Origin of the sequence: Rhodococcus sp. A14 (genome assembly GCF_011603105.1) — a bacterium.
Lineage (GTDB): Bacteria > Actinomycetota > Actinomycetes > Mycobacteriales > Mycobacteriaceae > Rhodococcus_F > Rhodococcus_F opacus.
Window position 1 is genome coordinate 41,415 of the sequence record NZ_JAAOQS010000054.1, and the last position, 18,720, is coordinate 60,134.

Sequence of the window (18,720 nt, forward strand, 5' to 3'; positions counted from 1 at the left end):
GTTCCAGACCGATACGTGCGCCGCTGGCACGGACTGCGGCACACGTGTGGGATACTGAGGGTGGTCGGACCGCAATTTGTGCACCACGTGGCTTCGACCGGATGACACCACGGCTCGATGCCCTTCATCGCTGCCCCTGCGTCAACAGGAAATACCTGGGCGTTTCGGCACGCTGGATGATCAGGCGCTCGCGCCGCGGACGACGGCCATCCGCAAGGCACTACATGGGTGTGCAGTGAAAACGGACACTGCACGCGCTGTGTGGAGCGAGACCAGACAATCTCGCGCTCACATCTGGGGCGCGAGTACACACACTGCGCCCTCGCGTGGCCGCGTGACACCCCCAGACACGGGAGTGGACGCGCCCGGGGGCTGAGGAGACTACGTGGCCGATCAAGCGCCGCCCACAAATTCAGAGCCGAACGAATCGGCCACCGCCGGGAGCGCGGTTCCCGCTCTTCCGGAGAAGATTCGCGTTCACGCCCTCGCGAAGTTGCTGGGCGTGACGAGCAAGCAGGTTCTCGCCGAGGCTGCGGCCCTCGGAACCGAACTGCGCAGCGCGCAGTCGAGCCTGCAACGCGACGTCGCCGAGCGTGTGCACGCAGCTTTCACCGCTGCGCAGAACGCTCCCACCGAGCCACCCGCAGCGGCCGAACCGGCCGCGGAGACCCCGGCCGCCGAACCGGTCGCGGAAACCCCGGCCGCCGAACCGGCCGTCGAGGTCGCGCCGGAACCGGTCGCGGCTGCCGACGTCGAGGAAGCGGCGGTCGAGCAGACTCCCGCTCCGGCGGTTCCCGCCGAGGAAACTCCCGCCCAGGAACCCGTCGCGGAGGAGGCCGCGGTTTCCGAGCGCGACCTCGGACGTGGCCTGTTCACCACCGCGTCCTACCAGGTCGAGGCGCCCGCCGCCGAGCCCGCCGTGGAGACCCCGCCCGCCGTCTCGCAGGTCCCGCTCTTCCTGCAGCCCGACCTCGCGGCGGTCGAGACCCCGCCGCGTCGCCGCCGCAGTCGCCGGGACGCCGGGACCCCGGAACCCACCACCGAGCAGCCGCCCGTCGTCGAATCGCACGACGAGGTGCCCGAGACCGCGAAGGCCACGGACACCGGAACCGCCGAGACCGAGACGGACGAGTCCGACGTCGACGGCGACCAGCCGCGTCGTCGTCGCCGCGGCCGTCGCGGCCGTGGTCGCGGACGGGGCGAACAGCAGAACGAGCAGGACACCGACACCGACACCGAGGGTCCCGAGGCCGAGGAATCCGCGCGGGAATCCGCGCGCGAGGAGAAGGTCGCCGAGACACCGGCTCGGGAGCTCGAAGAGAAGCCGAAGAAGGAATCCGAGGAGAAGCCCGCTGAGGCCGAGCAGGCCGAGGCGGAGTCCGGTGACGAAGAGGCCGGTGAGGGCGACTCCGACGGGTCGAGCCGTCGCCGCCGTCGCCGTCGTCGTCGCAAGTCCGGTGGCGAGGGGGCGGGAGAGGCCACGTCCGAGGACGATCCGCCGAACACCGTCGTCCACGAGCGTGAACCTCGCAACAAGAGCCGCTCGAAGGACGAGGTCCAGGGCATCACCGGTTCGACGCGGCTCGAGGCGAAGCGTCAGCGTCGCCGTGACGGCCGGGATGCCGGCCGCCGGCGTCCGCCGATCCTCACGGAATCGGAGTTCCTGGCCCGCCGCGAGGCCGTCGACCGCGTGATGGTGGTGCGCGACCGCATCGCCACCGGGCAACCGCACGCGACGACGCAGGTCGCCGTGCTCGAGGACGGCGTCCTCGTCGAACACTTCGTGACCACGTCGGCGTCGGCATCGATGGTCGGCAACGTGTACCTCGGACGCGTCCAGAACGTGCTGCCCAGCATGGAAGCCGCGTTCATCGACATCGGCCGCGGCCGCAACGGCGTGCTGTACGCGGGTGAGGTCAACTGGGAGGCCGCCGGGCTCGGCGGCAACTCCCGCAAGATCGAGCAGGCTCTCAAGCCGGGCGATCAGGTGCTGGTTCAGGTCAGCAAGGACCCGGTCGGGCACAAGGGTGCGCGGCTGACCACGCAGATCAGTCTCGCGGGCCGCTTCCTGGTGTACGTGCCGGGCGGCACGTCCACCGGCATCAGCCGCAAACTCCCCGACACGGAGCGCAAGCGCCTCAAGGACATCCTGCGCGACATCGTGCCCTCGGACGCCGGAGTCATCATCCGGACCGCGTCGGAGGGTGTGAGCGAGGAGGAACTCGCTCGCGACGTGAAGCGCCTGCAGGACCAGTGGGCCGGGATCGAAGCGCAGGCCGCGAAGGCGGAATCCGGCAAGTCCGGTAACCCGCAGGCCCTGTACGAGGAGCCCGACCTTCTCGTGAAGGTCATCCGCGACCTGTTCAACGAGGACTTCTCCAAGCTCGTCATCGAGGGCGAGAAGGCCTGGTCGACGGTCGAGTCGTACATCAAGTCCGTGGCCCCCGATCTCATGCCGAGGCTCGAGCAGCACACGTCGGACAACGGTGTCGACGTCTTCGTGGCGCACCGCATCGACGAGCAGCTGGCGAAGGCGCTCGACCGCAAGGTCTGGTTGCCGTCCGGCGGCACGCTCGTGATCGACCGCACCGAGGCCATGACCGTGGTCGATGTCAACACCGGCAAGTTCACCGGTGCCGGCGGAAACCTCGAGGAGACCGTCACCCGGAACAACCTCGAGGCGGCCGAGGAGATCGTCCGGCAGATGCGCCTGCGCGACATCGGCGGCATGATCGTCGTCGACTTCATCGACATGGTGCTCGAATCGAACCGCGACCTCGTGCTGCGACGGCTGACGGAAGCCCTGGGCCGGGATCGCACCCGCCACCAGGTGTCCGAGGTCACGTCGCTCGGTCTGGTCCAGATGACGCGGAAGAAGTTGGGCACCGGACTGGTCGAGGCGTTCTCGACGACGTGTGAGCACTGCCACGGCCGGGGCATCCTCGTCCACGCCGAGCCGATCGAGGTGAAAGCCTCCGAGGACAACGGTGCGCGCGGCGGGTCGTCCCGCGGCGGCGACTCCGGTGGCTCCCGCAAGAAGCGGGGACGCGACAAGTCGTCCGGCGGGGAGACGTCGCAGCCTCCCGTGCACGAGGAGACCCCGACGGTGGACGCCACCGTCAAGCGGGCCCACCCGGTCGCTCTCGCGATGGCACACCACCATCACGAGGAGGAGGCCGCGCACGCACACAGCGGGCACGAGGCGGAATCCGCCGCGCAGCCCGCGGCGGCGGTTCCCGAGCCCGAGCAGCCGGTCGCCGTGGAGGCGGAGACGCCGGCGGCTGACCTGCCCGGCATCGAAGAAGCCATGGCCGAGGCCCCGGCAGCGGTCGCCGCGGAAGCCGTCGTGGCACCCGAGGCGGAGGAAGTCGTCGTCGAGGAAGCTGTCGTCGAGGAAGCCGTGGCCGAAGAGCCGGTCGTCGAACCTGCGCCGGCCGAAGAGGCTCCGGTCGCCGAGACCCCGGAACCCGTCGTGGAGCGCGAGCCCGAGCCCCAACCGGAGCCGGTGGCCCCGCCGCGGCGCAGGAGTCGTCGGGTGTCGAGGGCAGCGGCCGCGCCGGTGTCCGAAACCCCGAGCGCCGGGACCGTGTTCGTGATCCCGACATCGGAGACCGGCGCGGAGCACGCACCGGAGCCGGAACCGGCCATGTCGGCTTCGGCCGTGAGCGGACCGCCCGCGTCCTCGCCCGACGGCGCGGATGCGCAGGCAGCGCCGCGCAGGCCGCGGCGCCGCCGGGCGGCGGCACGTCCCGCCGGCCCGCCGGTGGACGCCGACAACTGACGAGGGAGCGCGGGAAGGCAATCGACGCCGGTTTGTACGGAACGGTTGCCTTCCTGTAACCTTGACCAGTCGCTACTCGGCGATGAAGGTCAGCTGTGCCCTCACCTGTGAAGGCTGCGCGATCTCGACCGAGCTAGCCGTCACACCAGACCAGTCGCGCACACTGTGGCGCGAGCAAGTTCGAAGAAGCAAGGGGTAGCCCTCCGATGGCAACGTACGCGATCGTCAAGACCGGCGGAAAGCAGTACAAGGTCGCTGTTGGTGACCTCGTCAAGGTCGAGAAGATCGAGGGTGAGCCCGGCACTGCTGTCTCGCTTGCTCCCGTTCTCGTCGTCGACGGATCCGATCTGACGACCGACGCCGACAAGCTGGCCAAGATCTCGGTCACGGGTGAGGTCGTCGAGCACACCAAGGGCCCGAAGATCCGGATCCACAAGTTCAAGAACAAGACCGGCTACCACAAGCGTCAGGGCCACAGGCAGAAGCTGACGGTCCTCAAGGTCACCGGCATCAAGTAGCTAGAGCTTCAGAGCTGATTTCACCCGAGGAGGGTCAAGAACATGGCACATAAGAAGGGTGCATCCAGCTCCCGTAACGGTCGCGATTCAAATGCTCAGCGACTCGGCGTGAAGCGTTTCGGCGGCCAGTCCGTCAGCGCCGGCGAGATCCTGGTGCGTCAGCGCGGAACCCACTTCCATCCCGGCGTCAACGTCGGTCGTGGCGGCGACGACACGCTCTTCGCGCTCTCTGCCGGTGCCGTCGAGTTCGGCACCAAGCGTGGACGCAAGACCGTGAACATCGTTCCGGCGGCGGCAGAGGCCTAGTCCTGCCGCGAGTATGCATCGTCCCGTGAGGGACGTTTCAAGCTCCCAATAGGGGCGGACCTGGGTCGAGATACCCGGTCCGCCCCTATTGTTTTTTTCAAGAGTGAGATCAACACAATTGGCTGAGGAAGGATCCGGCAGTCATGTCCCGATTCATTGACCGCGTCGTGCTGCACGTCAGCGCCGGAAAAGGCGGCAATGGCTGCGCCTCCGTACACCGGGAGAAGTTCAAACCACTCGGTGGCCCGGATGGCGGCAACGGCGGGCGTGGCGGTGACGTCGTGCTCGAGGTGGACGGCAACGTCCACACCCTCCTCGACTTCCATTTCCACCCCCACGCGAAGGCCACCAACGGCAAGCAGGGGATGGGGAGCAACCGTGACGGCGCCCAGGGCGACGACCTGATCCTGAAGGTCCCCGACGGCACCGTCGTCCTCGACGAGGACGGGCGTATCCTCGCCGACCTCATCGGTGTCGGCACCCGCTTCGAGGCCGCCCAGGGTGGCCGCGGCGGACTCGGCAACGCGGCCCTGTCGTCGAAGGCGCGCAAGGCGCCGGGCTTCGCGCTCCTCGGTGAGGACGGTGTCGAGCGGGAACTGGTCCTCGAACTGAAGTCCGTGGCCGATGTCGGGCTGGTCGGGTTCCCGTCGGCGGGTAAGTCCTCGCTCGTGTCCGTGCTGTCGGCGGCGAAGCCGAAGATCGCCGACTACCCGTTCACGACGCTCGTGCCGAACCTCGGTGTGGTGTCGAGCGGCGACACCACGTTCACGGTGGCCGACGTGCCCGGGTTGATCCCCGGCGCGAGCGACGGCCGCGGGCTCGGACTGGACTTCCTGCGCCACCTCGAGCGGTGCGCCGTGCTGGCCCACGTCGTCGACTGCGCGACGCTCGACCCGGGCCGCGACCCGATCTCCGACATCGACGCACTCGAGGCGGAACTCGCCGCGTACAAGGGCGCGCTGTCCGGCGACGCCGGGCTCGGTGACCTCGCGGACCGGCCCCGCATCGTGATCCTGAACAAGGCGGACGTGCCGGAGGCGGCCGAGCTGGCCGAGATGGTCACCCCCGATCTCGAGGCCCGCGGGTGGCCTGTCTTCACGATCTCGGCTGTCAGCCGAGAGGGATTGCGCCCGTTGACGTTCGCGCTGGCGAAGCTGGTTGCGGACTACCGTGAGGCGCACCCGAAGGCCGAGCCGAAGCGTCAGGTGATCCGCCCGGTGATCGCGAACGAAAACAGCTTCAGCGTCGTCGCCGACCCCGAGATCCCCGGTGGGTTCATCGTCCGCGGCACGCGGCCGGAGCGCTGGGTGCGGCAGACGCAGTTCGACAACGACGAGGCCGTGGGCTACCTCGCCGACCGCCTCGCGCGACTCGGCGTGGAGACCGAGCTCGTCAAGCAGGGTGCGGAGCCGGGAGCGTCCGTCACGATCGGCAACGTGAGCTTCGACTGGGAGCCCCAGACACCGGCCGGCGTCGATCTCACCCGCACCGGCCGCGGTACCGACCCGCGTCTGGATCAGGTCGAGCGCATCGGCGCGACCGAACGCAAGCACGCATCCAGGGTCCGTCGCGGTCTCGAAGGCCTCGACCCCGAAGACCAGTGAGCGCCACCCGGCGCACGATCGCGTCGGCGGGCAGCATTGTCGTGAAGATCGGATCGTCCGCGCTGACCAGTCTGGTCGGCGGGCTCGACGTCCGTCGCCTCGACGAGCTGGCCGATGCGATCGAGGCACGGATGCGTGCCGGTTCCGACGTGGTCGTCGTGTCGTCCGGGGCCGTGGGCGCGGGTCTGGCTCCGTTGGGGCTGACCAAGCGGCCGCGGGACCTGGCGACGAAGCAGGCCGCCGCGAGCGTCGGCCAGCTGGCGCTGGCCCACGCCTGGGGCACGTCGTTCGCCCGATACGGGCGCACCGTCGGGCAGGTGCTGCTCACCGCGGACGACATCGCCCGCCGCGCGCAGCACCGCAACGCGCAACGCACTCTCGACCGCCTGCGCGCGCTGCACGCGGTCGCGATCGTCAACGAGAACGACACCGTCGCGACGGCGGAGCTGCGCTTCGGCGACAACGACCGGCTCGCGGCGCTGGTCGCGCACCTGGTCGGCGCCGACGCGCTGGTCCTGCTGTCGGATGTCGACGGGCTGTACGACGGCGACCCCCGCAAGGGCAATGCGACGCTGATTCCCGAGGTGAACAGCCCGGAGGATCTCGACGGGGTGGTCGCAGGCTCGGGCGGCGCTCTCGGCACCGGCGGGATGGCGTCCAAGCTGTCGGCAGCGCGCCTCGCGGCCGATGCCGGCGTGCCCGTGCTGCTCGCCGCCGCCTCGGACGCAGGGCCAGCGCTACGGGACGCCGGGGTGGGGACGGCATTCGCGGCCCGGCCGTCCCGGTTGTCGGCGCGCAAGTTCTGGGTACGCCACGCCGCGGACGAGCAGGGGATCCTGCACATCGACGAGGGCGCTGTGCGTGCCGTCGTCACCAAACGGCGGTCGTTGCTGCCCGCGGGGATCAGCGCGGTGTCGGGGCGGTTCTACGGCGGCGACGTCGTGTCGCTCCTCGGCCCCGACGAGCGTCCCGTGGCCAGGGGTGTGGTGGCGTACGACTCCGCCGAGATCAGCGACATCCTGGGCAAGTCGACCCAGGAACTGCCCGCGGAGATGCAGCGCCCCGTCGTCCACGCGGACGATCTGGTGCCGCTCTGACGGTCACGCGGGCAGCGCGGAGGACGCGTCGAGCAGTGCGGTGAGTGCCTCCGAGCAACCGGCGTGGAGGGTGAGGGTGGCGAACTCGTCGCCGCGTGTCGTTCCCCTGTTGACGATGACGATGGGGATTCCGCGCTTGGCGGCGTGCCGGACGAACCGCAGTCCCGACATGACGGTGAGCGACGAGCCGGCCACCAGGAGCGCCTCGGCCTCGTCGACCACGTCGTAGGCGGCGGCGACCCTCGGTTTCGGGACGGATTCGCCGAAGTACACGATGTCGGGTTTGAGAAGTCCGCCGCACGCCTCGCAGTCGACCATCCGGAAATGCTCGGTGCTGGTGATCACCGCGTCGGCGTCCGGTGCGATCTCCACTCCATGTGCGGCAGCGACGGTTTCGGCGAAACCGGGGTTCGCACGCTCGAGCCGGTCGGCGAGCGTCGCCCGCGAGATCAGGGCGTCGCACGCCAGGCACCGGACTTGGGCGTACGTGCCGTGCAGGTCGATCACCCGGCGACTGCCGGCCTTGGTGTGCAGCAGGTCGACGTTCTGGGTGATGACGGCACGCGCGACACCGGCCCGTTCGAGCCCCGCCAGCGCGCGGTGGCCCGTGTTGGGCCGGGCGGCGTCCATGTGCCGCCAGCCGAGGTGGTTGCGCGCCCAGTAGTGGCGGCGGAAGTCGGAGTCCCCGGTGAACTGCTGGTACGTCATGGGATTGCGCGGCGGCGACTCCGGACCCCGGTAGTCGGGAATTCCGGAGTCGGTCGAGATGCCGGCGCCGGTGATCACACACAGGCGCCGGCCACCGAGTACGTCGATCAGTCGGGCGAACACGCACTCCAGGGTAGCGCCGGCTCAGTACCCGACGACAGGATCGATCAGAGCGGTGAGATTCTCACCTGCGACGAAGCGGGCGACGTTCAGCGCCACGTGCTCGGCGAACGCCGGGGGCCGGACCGCAGGCGGGTTGGAATCGTGGGGGGTGATGATCACGTTGGGCAGATCCCACAGCGGGTGGCCGTCGGGAAGCGGCTCGGGATCGGTGACGTCGAGTCCCGCACCGCCGATCGTTTTGTCCCGCAGCGCTTTCACCAGTGCGTTGGTGTGCACGAGCGAGCCGCGCGCGACGTTGATCACCCACGCGGTCGGCTTCATCTGCGCGAACTCCGCCGCCCCGACCAGATGGTGCGTGGCGTCGGTGGCGGGAGCCCCGATCACGAAGTGGTCCGCGCGGGCCCACACCTCGCCGAGACGGGTGGTGGGGAGCGTCTCGATCGCGCCCGGCACCGGGCTTCCGGAGCGATTCACCGCGATGACGTCGGCCCCGACACCCGCGAGCATCGGGATCAGTGCCCGGCCGATTCCGCCGGCACCCACGATCGCGACCGTGGTGCCCCGCAGGGTGCCGATCTTCGAGAAGAACTCCTGCTGACGCCAGGTCTTCGCCTCGAGGTGCTCCGGTAGTGCCCGCACCCCGGCCAGCAGCAGCGTCAGAGCGTGCTCGGCGACGGTGGCGGCGAACGCGCCCGCCGCCGACGTCCACAGCACGGTGGTGTCAGGTCTGATCACCTTCGCGGCGAACCACTCCTCGACACCCGCGGAGTTCAACTGCACCCAGCGGATGTTCTCGGGAAGCGGGTCCGGGAACCCGATCGGACCCGCGGTCCAGACCAGGGCGTCCGCGGACTCGAAGGGTGCCACACGGGCGCCGCCCCGGCGCACCGCATCCTCGAGGAGCGGGTCCGGGGCGGGTCCGATGGCTATAGCTGGAACAGCAGCGTCGTCGGCCATGGGGTCGAACTTACGCGGGAACCTCGACCAACGGGTAGACACCGTTTTCGTCGTGGACCTCACGCCCGGTGACGGGCGGGTTGAACACGCACAGCATGCGCATTTCGGTGTCGGGCTCGACACGGTGACGCTCGTGACCGTTGAGCAGGTACATCGAACCGGGGCCGAGTTCGTAGACCTTGTCGTTGTCGAGGTCGATCAACTTGCCGGTTCCCTCGACGAGCCAGACGGCCTCGACGTGGTTGGCGTAATGGAACTCGTTGACCGAGCCCGCCTTGATCGTGGTCTCGTGGAACGAGAAGCCCACTTTGTCGCCGCCGAGGATGATGCGCTTGCTGCGCCAGTTTCCGTCCTCGCTGGTGATGTCGCGCTCGGTGTCGGTGATTTCTGCGGTGGTGCGAACGATCATGTGAGTGTCAGTCCTCTCTCTAGCTGCAAACCTTGCCGGTGGCGTCGGCGAGAATCGCGAGTCCGTGGTCCAGTTCCTCGTCGGTGATGGTGAGCGCCGGCAGGAGCTTGACCACCTCGTCCGACGGTCCGGAGGTCTCCGCGAGCAGGCCCTCGTCGAAGGCGAGCTTGCAGACCTTGCCCGCGTTCTCCGGCTCGTCGAACACGAGGCCCTGGACGAGGCCGCGACCGCGGGTGGAGATGGAGCCCTCGAACTGGTTCGCCAGATCGGTGAACGCCTGGTGGATCTTCTCGCCCTTTTTCAGCGTCGACTGGTGAAGGGTGTCGTCGGACCAGTAGTGGTCCAGCGCCACCTTCGACGTGACGAACGCCGGGTTGTTGCCGCGGAACGTGCCGTTGTGCTCGCCCGGTCCCCACACGTCGAGCTCACGCTTGAACAGCGTCAGCGCCATCGGCAGGCCGTAACCACCGATCGACTTCGACAGGCAGACGATGTCCGGGGTGATGCCGGCGATCTCGAAGGAGAAGAACGGCCCGGTGCGTCCGCAGCCCATCTGGACGTCGTCGACGATCAGCAGGATCTCGCGCTCGGCGCACAGGTCCGCGAGGGCGCGCAGCCACTCGGCGCGGGCGACGTTGACGCCGCCCTCACCCTGCACGGTCTCGACGATCACGGCGGCCGGACGGTTCAGGCCACTACCCGAGTCGTCGAGCACGCGGCGGAACCAGTGGAAGTCCTCGGTGACTCCGTCGAAGTAGTTGTCGAACGGCATCGGGGTGGCGTGCACCAGCGGGATTCCGGCGCCGGCGCGCTTCATCGAGTTACCGGTGACAGACAGGGCGCCGAGCGTCATTCCGTGGAAAGCGTTGGTGAAGTTGATGATCGACGAACGACCCGTCACCTTGCGCGCCAGTTTCAGTGCGGCCTCGACCGTGTTGGTGCCGGTGGGTCCGGGGAACTGGACCTTGTAGTCGAGACCGCGGGGTTTCAGGATCTTGTCCTGGAACGTCTGGAGCAGGTCGCGTTTGGCCACGGTCGACATGTCGAGACCGTGCGTGATGCCGTCGCTGACGATGTAGTCGACGAGCGCCGACTTCAGGACCGGGTTGTTGTGGCCGTAGTTCAGCGAACCGGCACCGGCGAAGAAGTCGAGGTAGTCGCGACCGTTCTCGTCGCGGATCCACGATCCGGACGCCGACTCGAAGACGGCGGGCCAGCCGCGGCTGTAGCTGCGAACCTCGGATTCGAGGTTGTCGAAAATGTTCGTATCGAAGTTAGTCATGTTGCTGCATTCCTCCGGGGCATGCTCTTAGCCGATCGTGTACAGATCTTCGGCTTCGTGTCCATCGGGAAAATCGTTTGGGGAGAACAGTTCTTGCTTGTTGATCGCCGTGTCTCGGCGACGCGCCAATGCTGTGAACAGCGCGATCGAGGCCTCGTTGTCGGGGCTGATCGTCGTTTCAAGATGGGTAATCCCTTCGGGTGCAAGTCGGTCGAGCAGCGCGCTCAGCATGCGACCTGCAATTCCCTTGCCGCGCTGGTCTGCGTCTACGGCTACTTGCCAGACGAACAGCGTCGCTGGGGCTTCGGGGCGGATGAACCCTGATACGAAACCCACGACGCGCTCGTCAACGACTGCGACGACCGACGAGCGGCTGAAATCTCTACACCACAACAGGTATGCGTAGCTCGAATTGAGATCGAGCACTTCCGTGTTCCTGGCGATCTCCCAGAGCCGGACTCCGTCAGTGATCTCTGGACTTCTGAACAACACCGCGTCCGGCGCGGTGGTCGGGATGGCACTCTTCTGAACAGGCGTCATTGGAAATTCGAACCTAACAACCATCCCCTTCGATTTCACGTGCCTCGCGAAATTGGACAGTTCAGGTGGCGGAGCCTTGCAGGTGAGACGTGCAAAGTGATGCTCATCACATTATGTAACTTTTGGGTGAATCGCAAGCGACACACTTCGCCTATTTGAGACTCGCGAGCGCGAAGGGGAGGACCGACGCGGCACCCGCCGCGCGCAGCGTCCTGGCGGCCATCGTGAGGGTCCAGCCGGTGTCCGTGAGGGTGTCGACGAGCAGCACCGGACCGGCGCCGTCGGGAAGGCCGGGGACCTCCCAGGCGTCGACGAGCCCGGCCACCCGGTAGGCGGAGTTGGCCGCGGACACCGGCGGATGCTCCGGGCGCAGCCGCAGAACTCCCAGGTCGGTGAGGCGTCCGACGGCGGCGAGTTGCCCCGCGATCGAGGCCGACAGGAGAGGATGGGTGGCGGATTCGACGGCCATGACAGCGGTGGGCCGCTCGGTCCAGTCCCAGGAGGCCAGCACCTGGATGCAGGCCTTCAGGACGGCGTCGGGGGCGGGCCCGTCCGGTTCGTCGAGCAGGGAACGCAGCCGCTGACCCCAGCCCAGGTCGGACAGCCGGCCCAGGACGCGCCCCGGTTCGGGGCCATCCGTGATCTTCCCGGACAGCGTCACGCCGAGCTTCGCGAGGCCCGTGGGCCACTGTTTACGGGGCGCCAGGTCCACGCCTGGGCGCTCGAGGCGCGTTCTGGTCTGTTGCACCGCCTCGGCGTCCACGGTCGCGTCGTGGCGCACTCCGGTGCAGTTGTCGCACCGCCCGCACTCCGAGGCGCCCGCCGCCAGACCCGGATCGTCGAGCTGCTCGCGCAGGAACGCCATCCGGCACGTGGTGATCCGCTGGTAGTCGATCATCGCCTGCTGCTCGGACTCGCGGGCGCGTTCGAGGCGTTCGTACCGGTCGGCGTCGTACGTCCAGGGCTCCCCGGTGCCCACCCAGCCGCCACGCACCCGGCGTACGGCACCGTCCACGTCGAGGACCTTCAGGACCATCTCGAGCCGGGTGCGGCCCAGCTCCACCAGCGGCTCGAGCGCCTGCGTGGACTGCGGCCGCTCGGTGTCGAGGACCTCGATCACCCGCCGCACCACGTGCTCCCGGGGGAACGCCACCGAGGCGAAATAACTCCAGATCTGCCTGTCCTCGGATCCGGGCAGCAGGATGACCTCGGCGCGGTCGGTGGACCGTCCGGCACGCCCGACCTGCTGGTAGTAGGAGATGGGGGACGACGGCGCACCGAGGTGCACGACGAACCCCAGGTCGGGCTTGTCGAACCCCATGCCGAGCGCGGACGTCGCCACGAGGGCCTTGACCCGGTTGCCGAGCAGGTCCTGCTCGAGGGTCTCGCGCTCGGCGGCGTCGGTTTGCCCGGTGTATGCGGCGACCGTGTGGCCCTGCTCGGACAGCAGGCTCGCCAGATCCCGGGCCGCCGACACGGTGAGTGCGTAGATGATGCCCGAGCCGGGCAGGCTGTCGAGCTTCTGGGCGAGCCACGCGGCCCGGGCGGTGGCCTCCGGAATCTGCACGACCGACAGGTGCAGCGACTCGCGTTCGAGGCCGCCGCGGAGGACGAGGGTTTCGGCGCCACCCACCCCGAGCTGCGTGGAGACGTCGGAGACGACGCGGTCGTTCGCCGTGGCCGTGGTGGCCAGGACGGGGATTCCCTCGCCCAGTTCGGCGATCAGCGTGCGGATCCGCCGATAGTCGGGACGGAAGTCGTGACCCCAGTCCGACACGCAGTGCGCCTCGTCGACCACGACGAGGCCCGCGTCGGCGGCGAGGGAGGGGAGCACCTGGTCGCGGAAGTCGGGATTGTTGAGACGCTCGGGGCTGACCAGCAACACGTCGAGTTCGTTGTCCGCGACCCGGGCGTGGATGTCGTCCCACTCGGTGACGTTGCCGGAATTGATGGTGGCGGCGCGCACGCCCGCCCGCTCGGCGGAGGCCACCTGGTTCCGCATGAGGGCCAGGAGCGGCGACACGATGACCGTGGGGCCGTGCCCGTGCGCCCGCAGGAGCTTCGCCGCGATGAAGTAGACCGCCGACTTGCCCCAGCCCGTCCGTTGGACGACCAGCGCCCGTCTGCGGCCCACCACGAGCGCCTCGATCGCCGTCCACTGGTCGTCGCGGAGGGTGGCGTGCTCGCCTGCCAGCTCGCGGAGCAGCCGTTCGGCCTCGTCACGTAGTGCGGGTTCGGTGGCGGTCGTCATGCCCCCATGGTGCCCGACACGGGTGACACGGAGGATCCGGGCGGCGGCAGGAGCGCTCAGCCGGGCAGTGCCGCCTCGATCTCGGCCAGGGTCGGTGACGACGTGGACGCGCCTCGGCGGGTGGTGGCGAGCGCGCCCGCCGTGCATGCGAACGGGACGGCGGCCGCGGGCCCGCGCCGCCACGAGATGGCCAGGGCGCCGGCGAACGCGTCGCCCGCCCCGGTCGTGTCGACGACCTCGACCTCGGGGGAGTCGGCGTGGATCGCGGTGCCGTCGCTGCCCGCGTAGTCCGCGCCGGACGACCCCCGCGTGGTCACGACGTGGGCGACGGCGCCGATGACCTCGGCGCCGAGTTGCCCGGCCTCGGTCTGATTGACGAGGAGTACGTCGACCAGCTCGACGAGTTCAGGCGGAAGTGTCTGCGCCGGTGAGGGATTCAACATCACGACGGTACCGTGTGCCGCGGCGTGCGCCGCCGCGGCCAGCACGGTGCCCAGAGGTATCTCGAGTTGGCAGAGCAGGACGTCGGCGTCCGCGACGGCCGCGAGTTCGGCCGTCGTCAGGTCCACCACGGTGCTGTTGGCGCCCGCAACCACGACGATGCTGTTCTCACCGGCGGCGTCGACGGTGATCGCCGCGATCCCGCTCGGCCCGTCCACTTCGCGCAGGTACCGCGTGTCGACCTCGGCGTCCACCAGGGCCTGCCGCAGGTCGAGAGCGAACACGTCGGAGCCGACGGCGCCGATGAACGTCACGGCGCCACCGGCCCGCGCCGCGGCGATCGCCTGATTGGCGCCCTTGCCACCGGGGGTGGCGGCAAAGGCGTTGCCCAGGATCGTCTCTCCCGGCGCGGGCAACCGCTCGGCCGCCGTCAGCAGGTCCATGTTGATGCTGCCGACCACGGCGACCCTGGGAGCGGACATATCCCGAGACTAACCCGCGTCGGCGGCTGCCGTCTCCTGTGCGGGTGTCGCGGACGCGTCGCCCTTGGTGCGGCGGAGACGCTTCAGGATGCGGCGGGCCTCGGCGTCCGTGGCCACGGCGGGCGGCGAACCCTCCAGCGGCTTCCGGGCGGTCTCGGAGATGAGCAGAACCGCGATACCGCCGATGACGGCCGCGACCATCATGTACATCGGCGCGACGAGGTCACTGCCCGTCGCGTCCTGCAGCGCCGTGAGGACGAGGGGGGTGGTGCCACCGAAGATCGACACCGCGAGGTTGTATCCGATCGCCAGCCCGCCGTAGCGGATTCCGGTGGGGAACAGCGCGGGAAGGACCGACGGGAAGACGCCGACGAACAGCAGCAGCAGCCCGCCGAGCATCGCGAGGCCGACGAAGACGGTGAAGTAGTGCCCGACACCGATCAGCAGGTACGCGGGCAGCGACAGCGCGAAGAATCCGACGAAACCGGCCAGCAGCAACGGTTTACGACCCACCCGGTCGGACAGCTTTCCGACGAAGCTGATGCACACCATCATGATGAGCATCACGATGATCATGAGGACGAGGCCGTGCGACTCGTCGTAGCCGAGCGTGTTCGACAGGTACGTCGGCATGTAGCTGAGCAGGCCGTAGTGCGCGATGTTGTACGTGGCGACCAGGATGACGCACAGCACCAGCGGACGCCAGTTCTCCACCAGGGTCTCGCGCAGTTTGCGTCCCGTGGATTCGTCTGCGAGCGAACGCTCTTCGGCCTGCTCCATCTGCTGGAACGCAGGCGTCTCCTCGAGCCGCAGCCGCAGGTAGAGGCCGATCAGGCCGAGCGGACCGGCGAGCAGGAACGGAATTCGCCACGCCCAGTCCACCAGCGCGTCGGCGCTGACCACGGTGCTGATGACGGTGACCAGGCCCGCGGCCGCGACATACCCCGCGAGGGTTCCGAATTCGAGGAAGCTCGAGAAGAACCCGCGGCGCTTGTCCGGCGCGTACTCGGCGACGAACGTGCTGGCACCGCCGTACTCGCCGCCCGTCGAGAATCCCTGCACGAGCCGGAACAGCACCAGCAGAATCGGCGCCGCGAGCCCGATGGATCCGTAACTCGGGATCAGGCCGATGGCGAACGTGCTGCCCGCCATCAGGATGATCGTGGTGGCGAGCACCTTCTTGCGGCCGATCCGGTCACCGAGCGGACCGAAGAACAGCCCACCGAGGGGACGGACGATGAACGCCGCGGCGAAGATCGCGAACGTCGACAGTAGCTGTGCGGTACCGCTGGCCTCGGGAAAGAACACCTTGCCGATGGTGGTCGCGAGGTAGGCGTACACGCCGAAGTCGAACCACTCCATGGCGTTACCGAGCATGGTGGCCTTGACGGCTCGTTTGACGGAGGCCTCGTCGGTGACCGTGACATCAGGTGATTCGGCCACCTCGGCCGACGTGATCGAGTGATCTGGTGCATTCATGTCGTGCGCTCCCCAGCGCAGTTATCACCCGCGCGGGGCACGTACCTGATGCACGCATCTTTTCGTCGCCCGCACGGCGATTGCTGGTCGGGTTCGGCAACCCACGGCCCTTCGGCGCGATGCGGCCCCCGCCGATCGGCTCTGGCTCGTGGCTCGGTCCCGCCCCACCGTCCGGGGTGCGGGACTACCAGCTGTAAGAGCGATTACCGTAGCAAAGGATGTGCGGGCTTGTCGGCCCGAGCCTCAGTACGCCCGTGCGTACTGCGCCGGAATCTGCGGCGTCACCTGGGCATTCAATACCAGTGCGGCTTTTCGCGGCCAGTACGGGTCGCGCAGCAGTTCGCGCCCGAGGAACACGGCGACGGCTTCTCCCGACTCCACGATCCGCTCGGCCTGCTCCGGCTCGGTGATGAGCCCGACGGCGGCGGCCGGGACCGTGGTCTCGTTCTGGATGCGGCGGGCGAACGCGACCTGGTAGCCGGGCCCGATCGGGATCCGGGCGGACGCGACGCCACCGCTGGAGACGTCGACGAGGTCGACGCCGAGGTCGGCGAGGGCCTGCACGAGGGAAACGGTCTGATCCGGCGTCCAGCTGTCCGCGTCGAGGCCGGGCTCCTCGGACAGCCAGTCGGTGGCCGAGACCCGGACGAAGACGGGCAACTCGGCCGGCCACACCCCGCGTACCGCGTCGACAACCTCGAGCAGGAGGCGAATGCGGCCCGCGAAGCTGCCGCCGTACTCGTCGGTGCGGTGATTGCTGACCGGTGAGAGGAACTGGTGCAGCAGATAGCCGTGTGCCGCATGGATTTCCACCACCTTGAAACCGGCCCGCGACGCCCGCTCGGCGGCGGCGGCGAAATCGGCGACCACCTTCCGGATATCGGCGGTCGTCGCCGCGGCCGGCGGGGTGTGGTCGCCGAAACCGATCGCGCTCGGCGCCACCGTCTGCCAGGACAGCCGATCGTCGCCGTCGAGGCTCCCGCCCCCGCGCCACGGGACGTGCGCGGAGCCCTTGCGCCCGGCGTGACCGAGCTGGATGCCCGGGACCGCGCCGAAGTACTCGAGCTGTGCGTTGATCTCCGCGAAGGCCTCGGTCTGGGTGTCGTTCCAGATGCCGAGGTCGGCGGGACTGATGCGGCCCTCCGGGCTGACGGCCGTCGCCTCGGTGAGGATCAGGCCGGCACCGCCGATAGCGCGCGTCACGAGGTGGGTCCGGTGCCAGTCGCCCGGCACTCCCACATCGCGGCCCGTCACGTCTGCCGAGTACTGGCACATCGGCGCCATCCACACCCGATTGGGGACGGTGACTCCGCGGAAGGTGATGGGTTCGAACAACACGCTCACTACAGCACTCCTGCCTCTGATGGTCTCGACCAGTCGCAACCTGCGCGGGGGACCAAATCATTCCCGGTCGTTCCCGCTCCGCGGTGTACAGGCCCCGGTATATAGGCTGTCTTCATGACTGCAGTGACTTCCACCTCGTCGGCCGGTGCCACGGTGGATACCCGTGAAGCCGTCCACGCAGCGGCCCGTCGCGCCCGCACCGCGTCGCGGGTCCTCGCGCTGCTCACCACCGCGCAGAAGGATGCGGCGCTCCATGCGGCGGCCGACGCCGTGCTCGCCGCCTCCGCCGACATCCTCGCCGCCAACGCGGCCGATATCGAGACGGCCCGGGCATCGGGCACCGAGGACTCCCTGCTCGACCGCCTGCGGCTGACCCCGGAGCGGATCGAGGGGATCGCGTCCGGACTGCGCCAGGTGGCCGGTCTGCCCGACCCGGTCGGTGAAGTGGTGCGGGGCTCGACGCTCCCCAACGGTCTCGAACTTCGTCAGCTGCGGGTCCCGCTCGGCGTGGTGGGCATGGTGTACGAGGCCCGCCCCAACGTCACCGTCGACGCGTTCGGGCTGGCACTGAAGTCCGGCAACGCGGCCCTGCTGCGCGGCTCCTCGTCCGCGGCGAAGTCGAACGCGGCGCTGGTGGTGGCGTTGCGGGCCTCGCTGGCGGCGCAGCAGCTGCCGGAGGACGCGGTGCAGTTGCTGCCGAGCGACGACCGCTCCAGCGTGACGCACCTGATCCAGGCCCGCGGCCTCGTGGACGTCGTCATTCCCCGCGGCGGCGCCGGCCTGATCAGCGCCGTGGTGCGCGACGCGACAGTCCCGACCATCGAGACGGGCGTCGGCAATTGCCACGTCTACGTCCACTCGGCAGCCGACCTCGAGATGGCCGAACGGATCCTGCTCAATTCCAAGACGCGGCGACCGAGTGTCTGCAACACCGCGGAGACGGTGCTGATCGACGCCGCGATCGCCGAGACGGCGGTGCCGAAGCTGCTGCAGGCCCTGCAGACGCACAGCGTGACGGTCCACGGGGACCTGCCCGGACTGGTGCCCGCGACCGAGTCGGACTGGTCGGAGGAGTACCTCACCCTGGACGTGGCGCTCAAGGTCGTCGACGACCTGAATGCCGCGGTCGAGCACATCGACCGCTACGGAACCGGCCACACCGAGGCCATCGTGACTTCCGACCTCGCCGCCGCCCGCGAGTTCACCGCCCGGGTCGATGCCGCCGCCGTCATGGTCAACGCGTCTACCGCCTTCACCGACGGCGAGCAGTTCGGATTCGGCGCCGAGATCGGGATCTCCACGCAGAAACTGCACGCGCGTGGCCCGATGGGGCTCCCCGAACTGACCTCCACCAAGTGGATCGTCTGGGGTGACGGGCACACCCGCCCGGTCTAGACC

Annotated in this window: 15 protein-coding genes; 6 read left to right on the plus strand and 9 right to left on the minus strand. The window is 68.9% G+C overall.

The genetic code is table 11. From position 1 onward, the window contains the following. Positions 1-385 precede the first annotated feature (385 nt). From G9373_RS25450 to proB, 5 genes are all read left to right on the plus strand, one after another. Positions 386-3,781, plus strand: coding sequence for a translation initiation factor IF-2 N-terminal domain-containing protein (locus G9373_RS25450; RefSeq protein ID WP_167117332.1), 3,396 nt, complete (start codon positions 386-388; stop codon positions 3,779-3,781). A 206-nt stretch (positions 3,782-3,987) separates the two neighbouring features. Further along, positions 3,988-4,299 carry a 50S ribosomal protein L21 gene (gene rplU, locus G9373_RS25455; RefSeq protein WP_005248081.1) on the plus strand — a complete coding sequence of 104 codons (312 nt, stop codon included), beginning with the start codon at positions 3,988-3,990 and terminating at the stop codon, positions 4,297-4,299. A gap of 42 nt (positions 4,300-4,341) precedes the next feature. After that, the gene (gene rpmA / locus G9373_RS25460) at positions 4,342-4,605 is read left to right on the plus strand and encodes a 50S ribosomal protein L27 (protein WP_005248077.1); all 264 of its coding nucleotides are present in this window, start codon (positions 4,342-4,344) and stop codon (positions 4,603-4,605) included. A 143-nt stretch (positions 4,606-4,748) separates the two neighbouring features. Next, positions 4,749-6,209 carry a GTPase ObgE gene (gene obgE, locus G9373_RS25465; protein ID WP_005572497.1) on the plus strand — a complete coding sequence of 487 codons (1,461 nt, stop codon included), beginning with the start codon at positions 4,749-4,751 and terminating at the stop codon, positions 6,207-6,209. Next, the gene (proB, locus tag G9373_RS25470) at positions 6,206-7,306 is read left to right on the plus strand and encodes a glutamate 5-kinase (RefSeq protein WP_133984479.1); all 1,101 of its coding nucleotides are present in this window, start codon (positions 6,206-6,208) and stop codon (positions 7,304-7,306) included. Before obgE ends, proB begins: the two co-directional genes overlap by 4 nt. A gap of 3 nt (positions 7,307-7,309) precedes the next feature. Here proB and G9373_RS25475 read toward each other — a convergent pair whose 3' ends face one another. From G9373_RS25475 to G9373_RS25515, 9 genes are all read right to left on the minus strand, one after another. Next, entirely contained in the window at positions 7,310-8,137 is an 828-nt protein-coding gene (locus tag G9373_RS25475; protein WP_167117334.1) for an NAD-dependent protein deacetylase, read from the minus strand. 21 nt (positions 8,138-8,158) lie between these two features. Then, positions 8,159-9,094, minus strand: a complete 936-nt coding sequence (locus tag G9373_RS25480) for a D-isomer specific 2-hydroxyacid dehydrogenase family protein (RefSeq protein ID WP_005575166.1) — start codon at positions 9,092-9,094, stop codon at positions 8,159-8,161. Between the two features lie 10 nt (positions 9,095-9,104). After that, complete coding sequence (locus G9373_RS25485; protein WP_005261294.1) at positions 9,105-9,503, minus strand: ectoine synthase; 399 nt, start codon at positions 9,501-9,503, stop codon at positions 9,105-9,107. Between the two features lie 19 nt (positions 9,504-9,522). After that, positions 9,523-10,785, minus strand: a complete 1,263-nt coding sequence (gene ectB / locus G9373_RS25490) for a diaminobutyrate--2-oxoglutarate transaminase (protein ID WP_005575164.1) — start codon at positions 10,783-10,785, stop codon at positions 9,523-9,525. Between the two features lie 27 nt (positions 10,786-10,812). Further along, entirely contained in the window at positions 10,813-11,325 is a 513-nt protein-coding gene (gene ectA, locus G9373_RS25495; protein ID WP_005575162.1) for a diaminobutyrate acetyltransferase, read from the minus strand. Positions 11,326-11,476: 151 nt separating this feature from the next. Further along, positions 11,477-13,576 carry a RecQ family ATP-dependent DNA helicase gene (locus G9373_RS25500; protein WP_005575160.1) on the minus strand — a complete coding sequence of 700 codons (2,100 nt, stop codon included), beginning with the start codon at positions 13,574-13,576 and terminating at the stop codon, positions 11,477-11,479. A gap of 56 nt (positions 13,577-13,632) precedes the next feature. After that, positions 13,633-14,499 (minus strand): ribokinase, encoded by an 867-nt coding sequence (locus tag G9373_RS25505; RefSeq protein WP_065491744.1) that lies wholly within the window; start codon positions 14,497-14,499, stop codon positions 13,633-13,635. Positions 14,500-14,508: 9 nt separating this feature from the next. After that, positions 14,509-15,978: an MFS transporter gene (locus tag G9373_RS25510; RefSeq protein ID WP_005561353.1), complete on the minus strand. Its 1,470-nt coding sequence runs from the start codon at positions 15,976-15,978 to the stop codon at positions 14,509-14,511. A gap of 243 nt (positions 15,979-16,221) precedes the next feature. Then, positions 16,222-17,322: an NADH:flavin oxidoreductase/NADH oxidase gene (locus tag G9373_RS25515; protein ID WP_167117337.1), complete on the minus strand. Its 1,101-nt coding sequence runs from the start codon at positions 17,320-17,322 to the stop codon at positions 16,222-16,224. A 114-nt stretch (positions 17,323-17,436) separates the two neighbouring features. Here G9373_RS25515 and G9373_RS25520 point away from each other — a divergent pair, with 114 nt between their 5' ends. Further along, positions 17,437-18,717 carry a glutamate-5-semialdehyde dehydrogenase gene (locus G9373_RS25520; protein WP_005261287.1) on the plus strand — a complete coding sequence of 427 codons (1,281 nt, stop codon included), beginning with the start codon at positions 17,437-17,439 and terminating at the stop codon, positions 18,715-18,717. Positions 18,718-18,720: the final 3 nt, after the last annotated feature.

What these genes read in the sequence shown, in the direction of transcription:
- rplU (WP_005248081.1), top strand. Translation starts at nt 3,988, where the DNA reads ATGGCAACGTACGCGATCGTCAAGACCGGCGGAAAGCAGTACAAGGTC.
- rpmA (WP_005248077.1), top strand. Translation starts at nt 4,342, where the DNA reads ATGGCACATAAGAAGGGTGCATCCAGCTCCCGTAACGGTCGCGATTCA.
- obgE (WP_005572497.1), top strand. Translation starts at nt 4,749, where the DNA reads ATGTCCCGATTCATTGACCGCGTCGTGCTGCACGTCAGCGCCGGAAAA.
- G9373_RS25480 (WP_005575166.1), bottom strand. Translation starts at nt 9,094, where the DNA reads ATGGCCGACGACGCTGCTGTTCCAGCTATAGCCATCGGACCCGCCCCG.
- G9373_RS25485 (WP_005261294.1), bottom strand. Translation starts at nt 9,503, where the DNA reads ATGATCGTTCGCACCACCGCAGAAATCACCGACACCGAGCGCGACATC.
- ectB (WP_005575164.1), bottom strand. Translation starts at nt 10,785, where the DNA reads ATGACTAACTTCGATACGAACATTTTCGACAACCTCGAATCCGAGGTT.
- ectA (WP_005575162.1), bottom strand. Translation starts at nt 11,325, where the DNA reads ATGACGCCTGTTCAGAAGAGTGCCATCCCGACCACCGCGCCGGACGCG.
- G9373_RS25500 (WP_005575160.1), bottom strand. Translation starts at nt 13,576, where the DNA reads ATGACGACCGCCACCGAACCCGCACTACGTGACGAGGCCGAACGGCTG.
- G9373_RS25505 (WP_065491744.1), bottom strand. Translation starts at nt 14,499, where the DNA reads ATGTCCGCTCCCAGGGTCGCCGTGGTCGGCAGCATCAACATGGACCTG.
- G9373_RS25510 (WP_005561353.1), bottom strand. Translation starts at nt 15,978, where the DNA reads ATGAATGCACCAGATCACTCGATCACGTCGGCCGAGGTGGCCGAATCA.
- G9373_RS25520 (WP_005261287.1), top strand. Translation starts at nt 17,437, where the DNA reads ATGACTGCAGTGACTTCCACCTCGTCGGCCGGTGCCACGGTGGATACC.